The 16,628-nt window shown below is 68.3% G+C and carries 16 protein-coding genes; 3 read left to right on the forward strand and 13 right to left on the reverse strand.

Features of this window, described 5'->3' with window-relative positions; all coding sequences use genetic code 11:
• Positions 1–8 precede the first annotated feature (8 nt).
• From fabG1 to MHN84_RS05965, 8 genes are all read right to left on the reverse strand, one after another.
• Positions 9–740, reverse strand: a complete 732-nt coding sequence (gene fabG1 / locus MHN84_RS05930) for a 3-oxoacyl-ACP reductase FabG1 (RefSeq protein ID WP_241203699.1) — start codon at positions 738–740, stop codon at positions 9–11.
• An 87-nt stretch (positions 741–827) separates the two neighbouring features.
• A complete protein-coding gene (locus tag MHN84_RS05935; RefSeq protein WP_241203700.1) occupies positions 828–1,838 on the reverse strand; it encodes a VWA domain-containing protein in 1,011 nt (336 codons plus the stop codon).
• Positions 1,835–2,842, reverse strand: a complete 1,008-nt coding sequence (locus MHN84_RS05940; protein ID WP_241203701.1) for a VWA domain-containing protein — start codon at positions 2,840–2,842, stop codon at positions 1,835–1,837. Before MHN84_RS05940 ends, MHN84_RS05935 begins: the two co-directional genes overlap by 4 nt.
• Before the next feature lie 34 nt (positions 2,843–2,876).
• Positions 2,877–3,794, reverse strand: a complete 918-nt coding sequence (locus MHN84_RS05945) for a DUF58 domain-containing protein (protein WP_241203867.1) — start codon at positions 3,792–3,794, stop codon at positions 2,877–2,879.
• A gap of 46 nt (positions 3,795–3,840) precedes the next feature.
• Positions 3,841–4,986 carry a MoxR family ATPase gene (locus MHN84_RS05950; RefSeq protein ID WP_241203702.1) on the reverse strand — a complete coding sequence of 382 codons (1,146 nt, stop codon included), beginning with the start codon at positions 4,984–4,986 and terminating at the stop codon, positions 3,841–3,843.
• A 143-nt stretch (positions 4,987–5,129) separates the two neighbouring features.
• On the reverse strand, positions 5,130–5,816 hold the full coding sequence (gene ripB, locus MHN84_RS05955; protein WP_374238327.1) for an NlpC/P60 family peptidoglycan endopeptidase RipB: 687 nt from the start codon (positions 5,814–5,816) through the stop codon (positions 5,130–5,132).
• Complete coding sequence (ripA, locus tag MHN84_RS05960; protein ID WP_374238328.1) at positions 5,816–7,225, reverse strand: NlpC/P60 family peptidoglycan endopeptidase RipA; 1,410 nt, start codon at positions 7,223–7,225, stop codon at positions 5,816–5,818. Before ripA ends, ripB begins: the two co-directional genes overlap by 1 nt.
• Positions 7,226–7,400: 175 nt before the next feature.
• Entirely contained in the window at positions 7,401–7,940 is a 540-nt protein-coding gene (locus MHN84_RS05965) for a DUF6676 family protein (RefSeq protein WP_241203704.1), read from the reverse strand.
• Positions 7,941–8,107: 167 nt separating this feature from the next.
• Here MHN84_RS05965 and MHN84_RS05970 point away from each other — a divergent pair, with 167 nt between their 5' ends.
• Positions 8,108–10,927: an aconitate hydratase gene (locus MHN84_RS05970; protein WP_241203705.1), complete on the forward strand. Its 2,820-nt coding sequence runs from the start codon at positions 8,108–8,110 to the stop codon at positions 10,925–10,927.
• 11 nt (positions 10,928–10,938) lie between these two features.
• On the forward strand, positions 10,939–11,514 hold the full coding sequence (locus MHN84_RS05975) for a TetR/AcrR family transcriptional regulator (RefSeq protein ID WP_241203706.1): 576 nt from the start codon (positions 10,939–10,941) through the stop codon (positions 11,512–11,514).
• On the opposite strand, the gene MHN84_RS05980 is transcribed toward MHN84_RS05975, so the two are convergent.
• The 5 genes from MHN84_RS05980 to MHN84_RS06000 form a co-directional block, all read right to left on the reverse strand.
• Complete coding sequence (locus MHN84_RS05980) at positions 11,511–11,711, reverse strand: helix-turn-helix domain-containing protein (protein WP_255729998.1); 201 nt, start codon at positions 11,709–11,711, stop codon at positions 11,511–11,513. The genes MHN84_RS05975 and MHN84_RS05980 overlap by 4 nt on opposite strands.
• A 63-nt stretch (positions 11,712–11,774) precedes the next feature.
• Positions 11,775–13,403 (reverse strand): ABC-F family ATP-binding cassette domain-containing protein, encoded by a 1,629-nt coding sequence (locus MHN84_RS05985; RefSeq protein ID WP_241203707.1) that lies wholly within the window; start codon positions 13,401–13,403, stop codon positions 11,775–11,777.
• A 91-nt stretch (positions 13,404–13,494) separates the two neighbouring features.
• Positions 13,495–14,307, reverse strand: coding sequence for an enoyl-CoA hydratase (locus MHN84_RS05990; RefSeq protein WP_241203708.1), 813 nt, complete (start codon positions 14,305–14,307; stop codon positions 13,495–13,497).
• Between the two features lie 32 nt (positions 14,308–14,339).
• The gene (trxA, locus tag MHN84_RS05995; RefSeq protein ID WP_241203709.1) at positions 14,340–14,702 is read right to left on the reverse strand and encodes a thioredoxin; all 363 of its coding nucleotides are present in this window, start codon (positions 14,700–14,702) and stop codon (positions 14,340–14,342) included.
• A 40-nt stretch (positions 14,703–14,742) separates the two neighbouring features.
• Entirely contained in the window at positions 14,743–16,233 is a 1,491-nt protein-coding gene (locus MHN84_RS06000) for a family 16 glycosylhydrolase (protein ID WP_241203710.1), read from the reverse strand.
• A gap of 73 nt (positions 16,234–16,306) precedes the next feature.
• Between MHN84_RS06000 and MHN84_RS06005 the strand changes: the two genes are divergently transcribed.
• The gene (locus MHN84_RS06005) at positions 16,307–16,609 is read left to right on the forward strand and encodes a hypothetical protein (RefSeq protein ID WP_241203711.1); all 303 of its coding nucleotides are present in this window, start codon (positions 16,307–16,309) and stop codon (positions 16,607–16,609) included.
• The last annotated feature ends 19 nt before the right edge of the window (positions 16,610–16,628 follow it).

Genomic DNA, 16,628 nt, shown 5'->3' on the forward strand with positions numbered 1-16,628 from the left:
CTTCTGTTCTAGTGGCCCATGCCCATGCCGCCGTCGACCGGGATCACCGCGCCGGCGATGTAGCTCGCGTCCTCGGACGCCAGGAAGCTGACGGCGCCGGCGACCTCGGCGGCGGTGCCGATCCGTTTGGCCGGCACGAACTCCAGCGCGCCTTTCTGGATGCGGTCGTCGAGCGCGCGTGTCATGTCGGTGTCGATGAAGCCGGGCGCGACGACGTTGGCCGTGACGCCGGCCTTGGAAAGCTCCCGGGAGATCGACCGCGCCATACCGATCAGGCCGGCTTTGGCGGCCGCATAGTTGGCCTGGTTGCCGATCCCCCACATACCCGACACCGAGCCGATGAAGATGATGCGTCCGAATCGGTTGCGCTGCATGCTGCGCGACGCGCGCTGCACCACCCGGAACGCTCCGGTCAGGTTCGCGTCGATGACCTCGGTGAACCGCTCCTCGGTCATCCGCATCAGGAACGCGTCCTTGGAGATGCCGGCATTGGAGACGAGGACCTCGACCGGCCCCTGATGCTCCTCGACCTCGGTGAAGGCCCGGTCGACGGCCGCGCTGTCGGTGACGTCGCACTCGACGGCGAACAGGCCCTCGGGTGCGCCGGAGCCGCGATGGGTGACCGCGACCTTGTGCCCGTCGGCGGCAAGCCGCTGCGCGATGGCCAGACCGATCCCCCGGTTTCCGCCGGTCACGAGGACCGAGCGGGACACGAATGCGGGACGGCCGTTGTCGCTCACCTGTTCGCTCCTCGAGTGCTCGCCATGATCGTCAACCTAGTGCCTGGCCGGCTCGACCTCGAAATCGGCTCCGGCGCCGCGCGTCGCTCAGAGAGGCATCCTGCGGTTGATCAGCAGCGCGCACACCGCGGCGGCGGCCGCCAGCAACGTGCCCAGCCGGAGCCATCCGGCCGAGGCGTCGCCGCGGGTGGTTTCGTAGCCGATCTGCTCCTGCAGGGTGGTGTACACCCGGTTCAGCTCGTCCAGATTCGACGCGGTGTAGGAGTCGCCGCCGGAGAGCGAGGCGATCTTCTTGAGCATGTCGTCGTCGACGGGGACGTCGACGCGCTCGCCGTTGACCTCGACCGAACCGCTGGGCGTGCCGAACGCGATCGTGGAGATCGGCACGCCCTGATCCTTGGAGGCACGGGCGGCGGTGAAGGCGCCCTTCGGATTGTCCGGGTTCGCCGGCACCGTCTCCTTGCCGTCGGAGAACAACACGATGTGGGCCGGCGGCGGCGCGTCGCCGCCACCGATCACCGCGCCGACGGTGTTGATCGCCGTCAACGCCGTGAGGATGGCCTCGCCCGTAGCGGTCCGGTCGGCCACCTGGAGGCTGTCGATCGCCCGCTTGCTGGCGTCCCGGTTGGTCGTCGGCGAGACCAGCACCGTCGCGGTGCCCGCGTAGGAGATCACGCCGAGGTTGATGCCGGGGGTGAGCTCGTCGACGAACTTCTTCGATGCCGCCTGCGCGGCGGCCAGGCGGTTGGGTTCGACGTCGTTGGCCATCATCGATTGGGACACGTCGATCACCAGCATCACCACCGCACGGTTGCGCGGGATCCGTTCGTCCTGGGTGGGGCCCGCCAGCGCGATCGCGAACACCAGCAGCGCGACCGCCATCAGCGCGGGCGCCACGTGTCGGCGGCGGCCCAGGCGCCGCGGGGACACGCTGTCGAGCAGATCGGTGTTGGCGAACCGCTCCAGCCGCTTGCGCGCCGACATCTGCATCAGCACGTACAGCCCGACGAGGGCGGCGGCGACGATCAGGAAGAACACCAACCACCACAGGTGCTGGAAACCCGTCAGCGACAAGGGGCCCAGGAGGGGAAGGGTCATCCCGGCAGCCTCCGATTCAGCAGCAGCGCCGCCAGCGCGGCGACGGCCAGGATCAGCGCCCCGATCCGGAGCCAGCCGACGCTCGCGTCGCCCTTGACGGTCTCGTAGCCGATCTGTTCCTGGAGGTTGGTGAACACGCCCTTGAGCTGCTCCAGTGTGGATGCGGTGTAGGAGTCGCCCCCGGAGAGCTCACCGATCTTGGCCAGCATCTCGTCGTCGACCGGAACGGGCTGGCGCTGATCGTTGATCTCGACGTAGCCGTACGGGGTGCCGAACGACACCGTCGAGATCGGGACACCCTGGTCCTTGGCGGTGCGCGCAGCCGTGTAGGCGCCTTTGGGCGCATCCGGGTTCGACGGCACGGTCTCCTTGCCGTCCGACATCAGCACGATCCGCGCCGGCGGCGGGCCGTCCCCACCGCCGAGGACCGCGCCGACGGTCGCAATGGCCTGCAGCGCGGTGAAGATGCCCTCACCGGTCGCGGTGCGATCGGCGAGCTGCAGCCGGTCGATCGCGCTCTTGGCCGCCTCCCGGTTGACCGACGGCGACACCAGGACAGTCGCGGTGCCCGCGTAGGCGATCAGACCGAGATTGATGCCCGGCGTGAGCTGGTCGGCGAACTGCTTGGCCGCCTCCTGCGCGGCGATCAGGCGGCTGGGCGCCACATCGGTGGCGCGCATGGACTGCGACACGTCGATCACCAGCATGACCACGGCCCGGTTGCGGGGGATCCGCACGTCGTTGGTCGGCGCGGCCATCGCGGTCGTCAACGACACCAGCGCGAGAACCAGCAGGATCGCGGGTAGGTGCCGCCACCGCCGCGGCTTGGCGGGCGCCACGGTCTCGAGCAGTTCCATGTTGGCGAACCGCAGCATCCGCCGCTGCCGGCGGCGCTGCACGACGACGTAGAGCGCGACGAGCGCAGCGACCGCGATCAGGAACAGGAAGAACCACGGGTGCTTGAAGCCCGACAGCGAGGTCGGACCGAGCAGGGGCAGAGTCATACGAGGCGGGGCTTTCGGTCGTCTCGGCTCGGGCTCACCGCGCCGCGAGCGCGCCGCGGCGCCGGCTCGCGACGAACCGCACGACGTCGGCGATCCAGTCGCGGTCCGTCCGCAGGCTCAGCAGCGGTGCGTCGCACCGACGCAGCGTGCGCGCGACGTCGGCGCGGTGCGCCGCGGCGGCCCTCTCGAAGTCGGCGCGCAACTGCTCGTCGATGGTGAATTCCCGGGTCCGGCCCGTCTCGGCGTCCTGCAGCACCACGTCTCCGACGGGCGGGAGCTCGACATCGCGAGGGTCGAGAATCTCCACGCCGAGCACCTCGTGGCGCCCCGCGATGGCACGCAGCGGCCGCATCCAGTTGATCGGCCCCAGGAAGTCGCTGATGATCACGGCCATGCCGCGGCGCCGCTCCGGCCGGCGCAGCGCGTCGATGGCCGCAGCGAGATCACCGCGCACCCCCACCGGGGCTCGGGGCGTCGTCGCGATGGCGCGCAGCAGCTCCTGCTCGTGCATCCGGCCGGACAGCGCGGGCACGCGGCGCAGGGTGTCACCGTTGCTGATGACCGCGCCGAGCCGGTTGCCGCCACCGCTGTTGAGGAACGCGATGGCCGCCGCGGCGGCGACCGCCAGATCACGCTTCTCGCATCCGGTGGTCCCGAAGTCCAGGCTGGCCGACACGTCGACGACCAGCCAGGTCTCCAGCTCGCGGTCGGCGATCATCTGCCGTACGTGCGGCTGGGTGGTCCTGGCCGTCACCGACCAGTCCATCCGGCGCACGTCGTCGCCGGGCTGGTAGACGCGCGACTCCCCCGGCTCGGAACCGGGACCGGGCAGCAGACCCAGGTGATCGCCGTGCAGCACGCCGTCGAGCTTGCGGCGCACCGTCAGTTCGAGCTTGCGCAGCGCGGCCGTCAGCGCCGGGTCGCGGATCTCTCCGCGCTGCAGAGACGGCAGATCGACCGTTCGGCCAGGGCCGGGACCAGGAGTGGACGCCACCAGGTCAGCGGCCGTTCGCCGCGGCCGCCGCGGCCGGAACCGAGTGCCCCTGCTGCGGGATGGCATTGACCTGCGGCAGCGCCACGGTCTGCAGGATGCGGTTGATCACTGTCTCGGAGGAGATCTCGTCGGCCAGCGCGTCGTAGGTGAGCACGAGGCGGTGCCGCAGCACGTCCGGGATCACCTCGACGACGTCCTGCGGGATCACGTAGTCGCGGCCTCGGACCAGGGCCAGTGCCCGCGACGCGGCGATGATGCCGAGCGAGGCACGCGGCGAGGCGCCGTAGGCGATCCACGCCTTGGCGTCGGGCATCCCGAATCGGTCCGGCTCGCGGGTGGCGGTCACGACGCGCACGACGTAGTCGACCAGAGCGTGGTGCACGAAGTTGTTGGCCGCGACATCCTGGAGCCGCTGCAGATCACCGGTGTTGAGGATCTGCTTGGGCTCCGGGGGCTTGACGCCCATCCGGTAGATGATCTCGCGCTCCTCCTCCGGGGAGGGGTAGTCGACGTTCAGCTTGAACAGGAAGCGGTCGCGCTGCGCTTCGGGAAGCTGGTACACGCCTTCCTGCTCGATCGGGTTCTGCGTCGCCATCACCAGGAAGGGACTGGGCAGGGGGAAGGTCTTGCCGCCGATGGAGATCTTGCGCTCGGCCATGATCTCGAGGAGCGCGGACTGCACCTTGGCCGGTGCGCGGTTGATCTCGTCGGCGAGCAGGAAGTTGACCACGACCGGACCGAGCTCGATGTCGAACTCTTCCTTGCCCGCGCGGTAGATGCGGGTACCGACGATGTCGGTGGGCACCAGGTCGGGCGTGAACTGGATACGTGCGAACGTGCCGCCGACGACCTTCGCGAACGTCTCGACCGCCAGGGTCTTCGCCACGCCGGGCACACCTTCGAGCAGCACGTGACCCTTGGCCAGCAACCCGACGAGCATGCGCTCGACCAGCTGATCCTGGCCGACGATGATGCGCTTGACCTCGAAGATCGCCCGCTCCAGGGTGTGCACCTCGCTCTGCAGGCCACCGTTGGACTGCGCGGCGGCCGACGGGGCGGGCGCGGCATGCGCACCCGTGGGATAGCCGGGGCCGGGAGCCTGTCCGGGGAATCCTCCAGAGCCCTGCGGCGGACCACTCGGTGAGGTCATCAACATTCCTTCCACATGCGCAGTACCTGATGGTCTGTGCGGCGCACACCTCGACTGACACGGGCGCCGTCACGACACCCGCCGTCAACTATTCCAGGCGGGTCAGAATCCGTCGACGCCGCCCGAATTAACTCAGCCGCTACTCAGGATTCGATGATGCGCGCCGCGTACGGCTGCAGACCCGAGGTACGCACCGGGCTGACGGTGACCTTGCCGGCGCTGCCGGATGCCTCCAGCATCCGGCCTCCGCCGAGATACATCGCGACGTGCTGGCTGCCACCGGGGCCCCAGAACAGGAGGTCGCCGCGCTTGGCCTGGGCGATGGGCACCTTGCGCCCGGTGTTGTACTGATCGCCGGAGTACTTCGGGATCAGCACCCCGACGCCGGCGTACGAGAACTGGGTGAGTCCCGAACAGTCGAACCCGACGGTGTTGGCGCCGGACTCGATGCCGCGTGTGGGTCCGGTCGGCTTGCCGCCGCCCCAGGAGTAGGGCACCCCCATCTGACTGCCGCCGCGACGGATCGCGTACTCGATGGCCGCGGGCCCGCGCACGACGCCCGGCGCGACGCTGGTCGGGTCGGCCGGCGCGAGGCCGAGGCTCTGCAGGAACTTGTGCCCGAGGTTCATCGTGACCTGGGTGGCCTGCGCGGTCGCGGCCAACGAGGCGTTCGCGATCGCCAACGGATCGCCGGGGGCGCCCGCGCTGATGAGCTTGGGCAGCGTCGGGTCCCACTGACCGGCCTCGGGTTGGGCCGCGGCGGGAGTGGCGGCACCGAGCAGGACCCCGACCACGACCGTCAGGGACAGGAGGAGGCGGCGCAGGGCGATCACCACTCGATCATTCGGGTGACGTACGGCGTCATACCGCTGGTCCGCACCGGCGAGATCTTGACCACCGAACCGGTGTAGGGCGCCTCGAGCATCTGCCCGTCACCGAGGTACATCGCGACGTGCTGGCTGGCGTTGGGACCGTAGAAGATCATGTCTCCGCGGCGCATCTGCGACGAGGGCACCTTGCGACCGGCGTTGTACTGCGAGCCCGAGTAATGGTCGAGCTTGATCCCGACGCCGGCGAACATGTACAGCATCAGGCCCGAGCAGTCGAAGCCGACGGTGCCGGCGCCGGAGTCGATGCCCCGACTGGGCCCCGAGGCGTTTCCGCCGCCCCACGAGTAGGGCACACCCATCTGTGACATGCCGCGTTTGATCACGTACTCGGTGGCCTGCCGGCCGTACAGCGTCGGGATGGCGCCGTTGGTGATCCCCGTCGGTGTGGGCAGCAGGCCGATGCTCTGCAGGAACTTCCGACCCAGGTCCTGGGTCACCTGCAGCGAGGTGGTGATGATCTTGAGGACGGCGTTGATGATCTGGACCGGGTCGCCGCTGACGAAGGCGCTCGGGATCTGGGGCAGCGTCATGTCCCAGGCGGTGTTGCGGTTGCCGGTGGACGGATCCGCATCCCAGTCGGGGTTGACGCCCGCGGGGGCCGGTTTGGCGCCCGGACCGGCCGGCGCGGCTGACCCACCGGAACGCCCGGTCGGGGCCGAGAGCGCCTGTGCGGCTTGCAGTTTCGTCTGAGCCTCGGCCCGCTCGGCGGTGAGCCGGTCCAGATCGGCCTGCTGGGCCTTGAACGTCTGCTGGGCGTTGGTCAGCGCCTCGACGGCGGTCTGCTGGCTGGTCTCGGCGGCCTTGACCGCATCGTCGGCCTGCTGCTTGGCCAGCCGGGCGGCGGACTCCCGGTTCACCTGCTCGGTGCGGGCGCGCGCCAGATCGGACATCACCTTCTGCGTGGACAGCGACAGCGCCTGGCCGGTGGCCGCGGTACCGAGGATGTCGATCGGGTCCTTGGCCGTCAGGTACGAACTCGACGGGCCGTGCACGTACATCGCGGCCGCGAACTGGTCGAACCGGTTCTGGGCGGCGGAGATCGCCGCATCGGCGTCCTTGACGCTGCGCGCACTGGCGTCGACGTCGCGTTGCGCGGCGGAGGCGGTGTCGCGGGCGGTCTGCACGTCCAGGATCGCCTTGTTGACGCTCTCCTGCTGGCTCTGGATGGCCGCCCCGAGGTCCTGCAGCTTCTGGTTGACGTTGGCGACCTCGGTCACCAGTTCAGCGAGGTTGTCGCCGGGCTGCGCGTAGGCCAGCTGTGGTGTCGTGAGCACCATGCCGAACGCGAGCGATACGGCGCACAACCGGGTGGCGGGCGCGCCGCCAAGGGGGCGTCTCATTCGACTCAGGTCTCCTCAGGCTCCGCGCAGAAGTCACATCAAGCACAACTGCAACTACAGGCACCGATTGCACCGTACGTCACATCTGACGCTAAAGAAACTTTAGTCACGAATTACAACAATGTAATTGCAATTGCCGTTATCAAACGGTGATGTTTGCATTCGCGCAGTGCGCGGCAATTACTTAATCGTCGCTGGTGGACGCTGCGTTGGGGACGGTCGACCGTTTGCTGCATTTCTGCAGCACACGCGTCCCGATGGCGGCGATCAGCACCGCGAAAACGAGCACAATCGTGAATGCGGTCCAGGGAAAGTGCGGGGTCGTCAACTCCCCCACGAAATTCTTCGTCGACTGGACCGGATCCCCGGTGCGGGCGATGTCCTGGCCCGCCTCCAGCGTGGTCCGATCGAAGCGAGTGCTGAACGTGCCGGCGAACGACGGACTGAGCGCCAGCACCGTCGAACCCGGGTTGGCGGCGCCGACCTCGGTGGCGATGTCGCGCAGCGGTGTGTCGATCGGCGGGTTCTCGGCGATGACCACGACCTTGAGGTCGATCCCCTGCTGCTGGGCCTGTGCGACGATCTCGCGCAGCGCCGGCACCTCGGCCTGATCGGCGGGCGGCACGCTGATGCCGTCGTCTTTGACGTCGGCCTGCACACGGTCCATGTCGATCGACGGCGGGATGTAGGCCGGCAGGAACGGAATCACGTGCGGTCCGGTCACACGAGCACCGTAACCGAACGCCGGTACGCAGCAGTGGGTGGCGTGCCGGGCCGCGGACGACAAGACTGGGCAGCACCCTGGGATTACATACAGGACAAGCGTACTGTTAGGGTGACAAACGCCGTCGACACAGCCCGTCGCGGCGATGATTCAAGCCGGGAGTTGATGTGAGCAGCAAGAATTCATCCGTGAACTCGTTCGGAGCCAAGGACACGCTCGAGGTCGGGGACAGCAGCTACGAGATCTACCGTCTGGACGCGGTGCCGGGCACCGAGAAACTTCCCTACAGCCTCAAGGTGCTCGCCGAGAACCTGCTGCGCACCGAAGACGGCGCCAACATCACCAAAGACCACATCGAGGCGATCGCGAACTGGGATCCGTCCGCCGATCCCAGCATCGAGATCCAGTTCACCCCGGCCCGGGTGATCATGCAGGACTTCACCGGAGTGCCCTGCATCGTCGACCTCGCCACCATGCGCGAGGCCGTCGGCGACCTCGGCGGCGACCGGCAGAAGGTGAACCCGCTCGCCCCCGCCGATCTGGTGATCGACCACTCGGTGATCGCCGACCTCTTCGGCACCGCCAACGCCTTCGAGCGCAACGTCGAGATCGAATACGAGCGCAACGGCGAGCGCTATCAGTTCCTGCGGTGGGGCCAGGGCGCGTTCGACGACTTCAAGGTCGTCCCGCCGGGCACCGGCATCGTGCACCAGGTCAACATCGAATACCTGGCCAGCGTCGTGATGGACCGCGACGGGCTCGCCTACCCCGACACCTGTGTGGGCACCGACAGCCACACGACGATGGAGAACGGCCTGGGCGTGCTCGGTTGGGGCGTCGGCGGCATCGAGGCCGAAGCCGCGATGCTCGGCCAGCCCGTGTCGATGCTCATCCCCCGCGTCGTCGGCTTCAAGCTGACCGGCGAGCGCCGCGCCGGTGTGACCGCCACCGATGTCGTGCTCACCGTCACCGAGATGCTGCGCAAGCACGGCGTGGTCGGCAAGTTCGTCGAGTTCTACGGCGACGGTGTCGCCGAGGTGCCGCTGGCCAACCGCGCCACGCTGGGCAACATGAGCCCCGAATTCGGTTCCACTGCAGCCATTTTCCCGATCGACGACGTCACGATCGACTACCTGCGGATGACCGGCCGCAGCGATAAGCAGCTCGCCCTGGTGGAGGCCTACGCCAAGGCCCAGGGCATGTGGCACGACCCGAGCCGCGAGCCGAAGTTCTCCGAGTACCTCGAGCTCGACCTGGCCGACGTGGTGCCCTCGATCGCCGGCCCGAAGCGTCCGCAGGACCGCATCGCGCTCGACGACGCGAAGTCGGCGTTCCGCAAGGACATCCACAACTACGTGGAAAACGGGGACTCGCCGGCGCACTCGAACGTCGACGAGGCCGTCGAGGAGACGTTCCCCGGCAGCGACCCCGTGTCGCTGTCGTTCGTCGAGGAAGACGCGGTCGACGCGACGCCGTCGGCCGCCAACGGTGCTGAGGGCCGGCCGACCAACCCGGTCACCGTGCGCTCCGAGGAGCGCGGCGACTGCGTCATCGACCACGGCGCCGTCGTCATCGCCGCGATCACGTCGTGCACCAACACCTCCAACCCGGAGGTCATGCTCGGCGCCGCCCTGTTGGCCAAGAACGCCGTCGACAAGGGCCTGGTGACCAAGCCGTGGGTCAAGACGACGATGGCCCCGGGCTCGCAGGTGGTCACCGACTACTACGACAAGGCCGGACTGTGGCCCTACCTGGAGAAGCTGGGCTTCTTCCTGGTCGGCTACGGCTGCACCACCTGCATCGGCAACAGCGGGCCGCTGCCCGAGGAGATCAGCAAGGCGATCAACGACAACGACCTGTCGGTGACCGCGGTGCTCTCGGGCAACCGCAACTTCGAAGGCCGGATCAACCCCGACGTGAAGATGAACTACCTCGCGTCCCCGCCGCTGGTCATCGCCTACGCGCTCGCGGGAACGATGGACTTCGACTTCAACACCGAGCCCCTCGGCAAGGACAACGACGGCAACGATGTGTTCCTGAAAGACATCTGGCCCACGCAGAAGGACATCGACAACACCATCGCCGAGGCGATCAACACCGAGATGTTCGTCAAGAACTACGCCGATGTGTTCGCCGGCGACGAGCGGTGGCGCAACCTGCCCACGCCCAGCGGCGACACCTTCGAGTGGGACCAGGACTCGACGTACGTGCGCAAGCCTCCGTATTTCGACGGCATGCCCGCCGAGCCGGAGCCGGTCAGTGACATCCACGGCGCCAGAGTGCTTGCGCTGCTGGGCGATTCGGTCACGACCGACCACATCTCACCGGCCGGCAGCATCAAGCCGGGCACCCCGGCCGCGCAGTACCTCGATTCCCACGGGGTGGAGAAGAAGGACTACAACTCCTACGGGTCGCGCCGCGGCAACCACGAGGTGATGATCCGCGGGACCTTCGCCAACATCCGGCTGCGCAACCAGCTGCTCGACGACGTGTCCGGCGGCTACACCCGGGACTTCACCAACGGCGGCGAGCAGGCGTTCATCTACGACGCGGCACAGAACTACGCCGCACAGGACATCCCGCTGGTGGTGCTCGGCGGCAAGGAGTACGGCTCCGGCAGCTCGCGCGACTGGGCGGCCAAGGGCACGCGCCTACTGGGCGTGCGGGTGGTGATCGCCGAGTCGTTCGAGCGCATCCACCGCTCGAACCTGATCGGCATGGGGGTGATCCCGCTGCAGTTCCCCGAGGGCGAGTCGGCCGCGTCGTTGAAGCTCGACGGCACCGAGACCTTCGACGTCACCGGCATCGAGGAGCTCAACGAGGGCAAGACGCCGAAGACGGTGCACGTCACGGCAACCAAAGAGGGTGGCGACGCGATCGAGTTCGACGCGGTGGTGCGCATCGACACCCCCGGTGAGGCCGACTACTACCGCAACGGCGGCATCCTGCAGTACGTGCTGCGCAACATGCTGAAGTCGTCGAACTGAAGTCGTAACCGATGCCGAGGGTGACCGACGATCATCTGGCGGCGCGCCGTCGCCAGATCCTCGACGGCGCCCGGCGATGCTTCGCCGAGTACGGCTACGACCGTGCGACGGTGCGGCGGCTCGAGCAGACGATCGGGCTCTCGCGCGGCGCCATCTTCCACCACTTCCGCGACAAGGACACGCTGTTCTTCGAACTGGCGCGTGAGGACGCGGAGCGGATGGCCGAGGTGGCGGCGCGCGAGGGCTTGATCCAGGTGATGCGGGACATGCTGGCTGCGCCGGATCAGTTCGACTGGCTGGCAACGCGGTTGGAGATCGCGAGGAAGCTGCGCAACGATCCCGCGTTCAGCCGGGGCTGGGCCGAGCGGTCTGCCGAGCTGTCCGCGGCGACCACCGAGCGGCTGCGCAGACAGAAGCAGGCGGGCCGCCTGCGCGACGACGTGCCGGGTGAGGTGCTACGCACCTATCTGGAGTTGGTACTCGACGGACTGGTGGCGCGCTTGGCCTCCGGTGACGATCCGCACCGGCTGGGCGCCGTCCTGGACATGGTCGAGGAATCGGTGCGCCAGCAGGCCGGCCAGTCCTAGCGTCGGCCGCGGTGGTTGGGCCCGCCCCTGCTGCGCATGGTGGCACCGGCCTCACGCAGCATGCTGTGCACCGAACCGTAGGAGCGACCGGTCGAGGCCACGAGGGTCCGGATGCTGGCTCCCCCTTCGTAGGCGGTGCGCAGCTCGCTGATGAGCTGCTCCCTGTTCTCCTGAATGTCCTTCACGTTCTTCTTCATCGATGCCCCTCCAGTGATCTGCGGCACACGCATACCCGGGCCCGGGGGGCTTGAATCTGACGATCAGGCGAGTTCGATGAGCTCCCGGTAGTCGTCGGACCAGAAGTCCTCGGTCCCGTCGGGCAGGAGCAGCACCCGCTGCGGATCCAGCGCCTCCGCGGCCCCGGGATCGTGGGTCACCAGCACCACGGAACCCTCGTAGCTGCGCAGCGCGTCGAGCACCTGCTCGCGCGAGGCCGGGTCCAGGTTGTTGGTCGGCTCGTCGAGAAGCAGCACGTTGGCGGTGGAGGCGACCAGGCCGGCCAGGGCCAGCCGGGTCTTCTCACCCCCGGACAACGTGCCGGCCGGCTGTTCGAGCTGCGGACCGGTGAACATGAACGCTCCGAGCAGGCCGCGCAGATCCTGCTCACCGGTGTCCGGGGCGGCGTGGCGGATGTTCTCCCACACCGACGCCATGTTGTCGAGCGTGTCGTGCTCCTGGGCGAAGTAGCCGATCTTGAGCCCGTGGCCCGGTTCGAACACGCCCGCGTCGGGCTTCTCCACGCCCGCCAGCAGCCGCAGCAGCGTGGTCTTACCTGCGCCGTTGAGCCCCAGCACGACGACGCGCGACCCGCGGTCGATGGCCAGGTCCAGACCGGTGAAGATCTCCAGCGAGCCGTAGGTCTTGGTGAGCCCCTTGGCGATCAACGGCGTTTTGCCGCACGGCGCCGGCGTCGGGAACTTGATGCGCGCCACCTTGTCGGCCACCCGCTCCTCGTCGAGGGCGGCCAACATCCGGTCGGCACGTTTGAGCATGTTCTGGGCGGCGACGGCCTTGGTGGCCTTGGCACCCATCTTGGCGGCCTGGGCGCGCAGCGCACTCGCCTTCTTCTCGGCGTTCGCGCGTTCCCGCCGCCTGCGCTGCTCGTCGGTCGCGCGGGCGTCGAGGTATTTCTGCCAGCCCATGTTGTAGACGTCGGCCTCGCCGCGCACCGCGTCGAGGAACCACACACGGTTCACCACATCGGCGAGCAGGCCGACGTCGTGGCTGATCACCACGAGCCCGCCGGCGTGGTTCTGCAGGAATGACCGCAGCCAGGTGATCGAGTCGGCGTCGAGGTGGTTGGTGGGTTCGTCGAGCAGGAGCGTCGTCGCCGAGCCGGAACCGGTGTCAGAGGCGGCGAACAGGATCCGCGCGAGTTCGACGCGGCGTCGCTGCCCACCGGAGAGCGTGCGCAGCGGTTGTGTCAGCACACGGTCGGGAAGGCCGAGGCTCGCACAGATGCGGCCCGCTTCGCTTTCGGCGGCGTAGCCGCCGAGCGCGGCGAAGCGTTCCTCGAGTTCGCCGTAGCGGCGCACCGCCTTGTCGCGGGCCTTGTCGTCGGCCACCTCGGCCATCAGCGCCTGCTGCTTCTCCAAGTCGGACAGCAGCGTGTCCAGGCCGCGTGCCGAGAGCACCCGGTCGCGGGCGAGCTGATCGAGGTCACCCTCTTTGGGGTCCTGGGGCAGGTATCCGATCTCACCGGTGCGGGTGATCGTCCCGGCGTAGGGCTCCCCTTCACCGGCCAGGATGCGCATCGTGGTGGTCTTGCCCGCCCCGTTGCGGCCGACCAGACCGATCCGGTCGCCCGGCTGGACACGCAGAGCCGATCCCTCGATGGCGAGCAGCGTGCGCGCTCCGGCGCGGACCTCGAGGTCCGTTGCGGTGATCACGCTGAGGCTCCTGAATGTGAATGGGCAGCGTGAGACCGCTGCTGCGATTGCCTCACCAGGCTAATGGCAGCGGCGGTCCTGCCGCCAATCGTTACTTGTCGTCGGTGAAGACGGCCGCGCGGTTCTGCTTGCGCGCCGCGACGGCTTCCTCGAAGTTGTTGGTCAGCAGCCGGATGTAGAGCTGGCCGAGGCCTTCGGCCTGCATGTGCGCTTCGAGCGATCCGGCGTCGAGTCCGCTCCACAGGGTGCGTTTGGTGAGTTCGGTGCCGGGCCGGGAGAACGCGGCGATCCGCTCGGCCAGGTCGAAGCAGGTGTCGAGCAGGTCGGCAGGGGCGACCTGCCGGGACACCAGACCGATTCGCTCCGCCTCCTCGGCGGTGACGTCGCGGCCGGTCAGCATGATCTCGAACGCGCGCGACGAGCCGATGGCCCGCGGGAGGAGGTAGCTCAGGCCCAGCTCGCTGGCGGTCAGGCCGTTGTTGATGCCCGCTGCGCGGAAGTAGGCCTCGGTCGAGGCCACGCGGATGTCGGCGGCCAGCGCCAGGCACAGGCCGCCGCCGATCGCTGCGCCGTTGACCGCGGCGATCACGGGTTGGTGCAGCTTGCGCATGCCCAGGATGACGTCGTCGAGCAGCTCCATCGACCGGAGGCCGAAGCTGGGCCGGGTGAGCCCGTCGACGTGCGGCACCGAACCGGCCGACTTGTGATCGGCACCGGAGGAGAACCCCCGGCCTGCTCCTGTCAGCACCACGACGCGGACGTCGTTGTCGTGAGTCAGGTCCTCGAGCACCGCCTTCAACGGCACCATGACGTCGAACGCCATCGAGTTCATCCGCTCAGGCCGGTTCAGGGTGACCAGCGCGACGTGCGGGCGGGGGGTGTCGACGAGAACGAACGGGGGCACGCCAGCAGGCTATCCGGCGCGCTCGGGCCAGGTCAGCCCTGGTTGTCGTCCTGGGCGGCCATCGCCGCGTCGATGTCGAACTCCTTGACCTTCTGGACCAGGTCTTCGAGCGCGGCGGCCGGCAGCGCACCCGCCTGGTTGAACACCAGCTTGCCCTTCTTGAACGCCATCAGCGTGGGGATCGAGCGAATGTCGGCAGCCGCCGCGAGCTGCTGCTCGGCCTCCGTGTCGACCTTGGCGTAGACGACGTCGGGATGCTTCTCCGACGACGCCTTGAACGTCGGGGCGAAGGCACGACACGGCCCGCACCAAGACGCCCAGAAATCGACGAGAACGATCTCGTTCTCGGTGATGGTGGCGTTGAACTCTTCGGCGGTGATGTCTTTCGTAGCCATGTTGACGTCAACGTCGAGCCGCGGGCCTGTGTTCCCCGCGTCAGAGCTGATACGCCCGGACCCAATCGACCTTCATCTCGGCGTTCATCGGCACCGATGCGCTCGGATCCCCCGTCCACGGGTTGCCGACGGCGACGTTGAGGATCAGGTAGTGCTCCCACTCGCCGGAGAACGGGGTCCAGTCGCCTCCGCGCGCCTCGTAGTCCGCCTTGGTCACCTGCCCCACCTGCACGCCGTCGACCCGCCAGACGATGCGGTCGGCGTACCAGTCCATCCCGTAGGTGTGGAAGCCGGCAGACAGGTCGAGCCCGAGGTCGGCATCGATGTCGTCCATCTTGACGTCGACGTTCTTGTTGCCCTTGGCCGGGCCGTGGATGTTGCCGGTCCAGGTACGCCGCGAGGCCGGGGTGCCGAATCCGGGGATCTCCATGATGTCGATCTCGCCCTGGCGTGGCCAGTCGAACTCGTGGCCGGGTTCCAGACCGACCGTCCAGAACGCCGGCAGCAGACCCTGATCGGGCGGCACCTGGATGCGTGCCTCGACCCGGGTGCCGACGCCGATCGACTGCTTGCCGTAGGTGACCACGCGCGCCGAGGTGTAGTTGTAGGGGGCGCCGAGGCCGTCCGGCGCCTTCTCCCGACGCACCTGGATGACGAGGTTCCCGTCGCCGTCGACGGTGATGTTGTCGCCGTCGGTGTAGTACTGGTTCTCCCCGGCCGACTGCCCCCACCGCCCGGTCTGCGAGCCCCAGTATTTGAGCGCCTCCTCCCGGCTGCTGAAGTTCGTCTCCCACAACAGTTTCGGATCGGAGGAGCCGGGCTGCGCAGGGGGCTGGCTGTTGAGCACATCGCGGTAGATGTCCTGGCGGCGCACCAGCCAGCGCTGGGCCTTGGCCGCCGACACCGGGATGTCGAGCCAGTCCGTGCCCATCCGCCGACTGCGAATGCCCATCGAATAGAGCGAGTCGACGATCATCGAGCCGATGGTGACCCGGGTGCTGGTCGCCGCGGCCAGCAGCGTGGCGTCGGGGGTGGCGCTGCTCGGGGCCACCGCCGAGGTGCGGGCCGACGTGAGCGCGGCCGGGGCGACGCTGACCCTGCTCGTTTCCGGGGCCGGTTCTCGAGCCGGCGACGTCACGGTGCGCGCCGGGCGCGCCGTCTCGAGCGTCGCCGCACGCTCGGCGCGGCGGCCGCGGTCGCGCCGGTGCGGGCGGCTGTCCTCCGCCGCCGTCTCGTCGGTGTCGGCGCGCGGGCGGATGACACGGCGCTGGTGCGTATCGGTGCTGCGTTCCTCGGATTCCCTGACCTGCCTCCGCGGGGACAGGCGCGACGGTCTGCTCACCACACCCGCTGACGTCGCGTCGGGCGCCGAGACCGAGTGCGGAGTCGCCGAGCCCGCATCGTCGGGGGCTGCGATGGCGGTGCCCGCCCCCGCCACCCCCGCCGCCAGCAGACCGGCCGCGACGATGCCGCCGGCCAGAATGTGTTTGCCGCTGAGGGCTGACGTACCTGAACGCTGGGTGGATTGCATCACCGAATCCATTTCTCTTGCCGAGACATTTAACGAAAGGCGAAGCAAACTGAACACCGTAGATCAGTAATCGGTGCCGAACGACAGTTACGTGATATCTGCAGTTCAGAGCGTCGTGATCACCGAAGTCCGGATGCTCAGCAAACGTTATACACACTGGGAGCGGATGTTCGGCGCTTTCTCGACAATTTCTTCCCCGGCCTCGGATCGTCATATTCGACACGCACCGGGCATTCGCTCAAATGCATTTGCAGCGCACCGGAGACGATTCGCTGACCCTCAACCGCTCGACGGATTGCCGTGGTCGGCGCGTCGCCGCTGCGGAACCCGCCGTAACCGCATCGACGGCGGCAAGAACACCGGTAACCGCGCCTGACCATGGCTGCCGTCAGGCC

This window comes from Mycobacterium sp. PSTR-4-N (genome assembly GCF_022348085.1).
Taxonomy (GTDB): Bacteria; Actinomycetota; Actinomycetes; order Mycobacteriales; family Mycobacteriaceae; genus Mycobacterium.

Coding starts and splice junctions, on each gene's coding strand:
- trxA (WP_241203709.1), bottom strand. CDS start 14,702: ATGGCTACGAAAGACATCACCGCCGAAGAGTTCAACGCCACCATCACC.
- MHN84_RS06000 (WP_241203710.1), bottom strand. CDS start 16,233: ATGCAATCCACCCAGCGTTCAGGTACGTCAGCCCTCAGCGGCAAACAC.
- MHN84_RS05935 (WP_241203700.1), bottom strand. CDS start 1,838: ATGACCCTTCCCCTCCTGGGCCCCTTGTCGCTGACGGGTTTCCAGCAC.
- MHN84_RS05975 (WP_241203706.1), top strand. CDS start 10,939: ATGCCGAGGGTGACCGACGATCATCTGGCGGCGCGCCGTCGCCAGATC.
- MHN84_RS05950 (WP_241203702.1), bottom strand. CDS start 4,986: ATGACCTCACCGAGTGGTCCGCCGCAGGGCTCTGGAGGATTCCCCGGA.
- MHN84_RS05980 (WP_255729998.1), bottom strand. CDS start 11,711: ATGAAGAAGAACGTGAAGGACATTCAGGAGAACAGGGAGCAGCTCATC.
- MHN84_RS05940 (WP_241203701.1), bottom strand. CDS start 2,842: ATGACTCTGCCCCTGCTCGGTCCGACCTCGCTGTCGGGCTTCAAGCAC.